The 795-nt window shown below is 63.8% G+C and carries 1 protein-coding gene; it reads right to left on the reverse strand.

The window, feature by feature from the left end; all coding sequences use genetic code 11:
- On the reverse strand, nt 1-716 hold a 716-nt coding region (locus AC0L3U_RS38305; RefSeq protein WP_473285289.1), incomplete at its 3' end, for a carbon-nitrogen hydrolase family protein.
- Nucleotides 717-795 lie beyond the last annotated feature (79 nt).

Below are 795 nucleotides of genomic sequence, written 5' to 3' on the forward strand. Positions count from 1 at the left end.
ATTGCGGTGAGATCCAGGTTGGCCGAAACGACCTGCTCGCCAAGGCCGGCGCGGGCGAGATCCTCGCCATCCGGACCGACGATGCAACTTGCACCCAGGTAATCCGCGTCGCGCTCGCGGCCGGCGTGGTTGGCATAGATGACGTAGAGTCCGTTTTCGAGTGCCCGCGTCGGGACCATACGCGTCGCCACGCTGCTCCAATTCGAGGTAAGGGCAGTCGGCGCAATTACAGCATGGGCGCCTTGCAGCGCCATCCCCCGCACGACTTCCGGAAACTCGATATCGTAACAGACCAGCAGTGCCAGCTTGAAATGCCCGAACGTGACCACGGTCGCCTCGTCGCCACGCTCGAACGAATGCGTCTCGAAGCCCGGCGGCAAAGCTAATTTGCGATGATTGGCCAGCAGAGCGCCGTCCCGGCAAATCCAAGCCGCGGAATTGTAGATCCGGGGGCCCTCGCGTTCCGGATAGCCGTAGAGGATCGCCGTGCCGTGCTCGCGCGCAAGGCAGGCGATCGACTGGGCGAACGGCCCGTCAACCGGCTCCGCGAGCCGGCCGATATCCTCGCTGACATTGTAGCCGGTCATGAACAACTCAGGACATACTACCAAGTCGGCGCCGGCAGCCTGCGGATCCCGCAGAGCTATCCGCAACCGGCGCAACCGCTCCTCGCGGCTGCTGCCGCCGAGTGCGCACTGATAGACCGCGATCCTCATGGCCTGCCGGCTATCTCGCGACCACGCGCAAGTCTCGTGGATAATCTGTCAGGTATTCGGACCCGGTCTTGGTGACGAC

The sequence above is a fragment of the Bradyrhizobium sp. Kon69 genome, from assembly GCF_055807515.1.